Annotated in this window: 1 protein-coding gene; it reads left to right on the forward strand. The window is 74.8% G+C overall.

What is annotated here, in order from left to right; translation table 11 throughout:
* Positions 1–164: 164 nt before the first annotated feature.
* On the forward strand, positions 165–881 hold the full coding sequence (locus ACFV1W_RS39605; protein ID WP_380422321.1) for a hypothetical protein: 717 nt from the start codon (positions 165–167) through the stop codon (positions 879–881).
* The last annotated feature ends 245 nt before the right edge of the window (positions 882–1,126 follow it).

A 1,126-nucleotide genomic window follows, 5' to 3' on the forward strand; every position in this document is an offset into this window, starting at 1 on the left:
GCCCATCCCCGCGACCAGCGAAGGAGCGCCGTGCCCGCCGCCCGGCCCGCGACCCCCCCCCCCCCCCCCCCCCCCCCGGGGGGGCGGGGGGGGCCCCCCCCCCCCCCCCCCCCCGACCCCGGCCGGAGCGAGCGCCCCGGACCACCCAACCTTCGGAGGACACCATGACCACCCACGCCTACACCGGCGAGCAGATGCTCAGCGACGCCATCACCCACGCCCTCGCTCAGCACGGCATCACCCCCGAGTACTGGACCGCCTCCAGCGCCCTGTGTTGGCTAGTCATCCCCACCGCCGACGGCGGCGAAATCGGCATCGAGGACGGCGACAGCGACGTAGAGGTACGACTCTCGGACTACCGAGGCATGCGGGCCCTCTACACGCCCGCCCGGGACGAGACCGGCGGCTCCTACGAAACCGCCATCTACAGCTCCCCCCGCCTCTACCACCGAGAGGGCGGCGCCGAACGGTTCACCGCCGAGCTGCAGACCATGCTCACCGCCATCACCGCCTGCATCGCCGCCGCCCAGGCCCGCCACCGCTGGACCCTCAGGTACGGCGCCGTCCCGGCCCCTTCCAGCGGTTGGACCCCCGCCATCGTCCACCTCGACACCCTTGGCCCCTACCCGGCCCTCACGAATGGCCTCACCTGCCCGAACGGCTTCGCTCTGCCGCGAGTAAGCCTTGACGTCGTCCGCCGGATCGCCGCCGACATCGACGCCGAGAACCAGCGCCACCGCGACCGCGACACCCTTCGCATCACCGATACCACCGTCGACGTCATCGACTACGCAGACGGCGCCCTGATCGAGCGATGCGAGCCCAACGAGGACGCCACCTACTCCATCGGCCACGGCTACTGGACCTGGACCGCCAGCTGACCGACCACCAGGCCACTCCGCCCCGGCCCACCGGGAAGGGCGGGCACTACCGGCCGCACCCCACCGCCCGGACCCGTGAAGGCTGCACCACGCCGGCCCCGCCCCCGCCGCACCACACCCCGGCCCGTCGGCAGCCGGCCCCCAGCGGCTGGGTGCCCTCCGGGGGCCCTCCGGGGGGCCGTCGCTCCGGGGGAGCCCCAGCCCGGATCGGGCGCGGGGGTGGGGTCCGTGCCGGGCCGTTGGCC

This window comes from Kitasatospora sp. NPDC059648 (genome assembly GCF_042734825.1).
In the GTDB taxonomy this organism is placed as follows: domain Bacteria; phylum Actinomycetota; class Actinomycetes; order Streptomycetales; family Streptomycetaceae; genus Kitasatospora.

What these genes read in the sequence shown, in the direction of transcription:
- ACFV1W_RS39605 (WP_380422321.1), top strand. Translation starts at nt 165, where the DNA reads ATGACCACCCACGCCTACACCGGCGAGCAGATGCTCAGCGACGCCATC.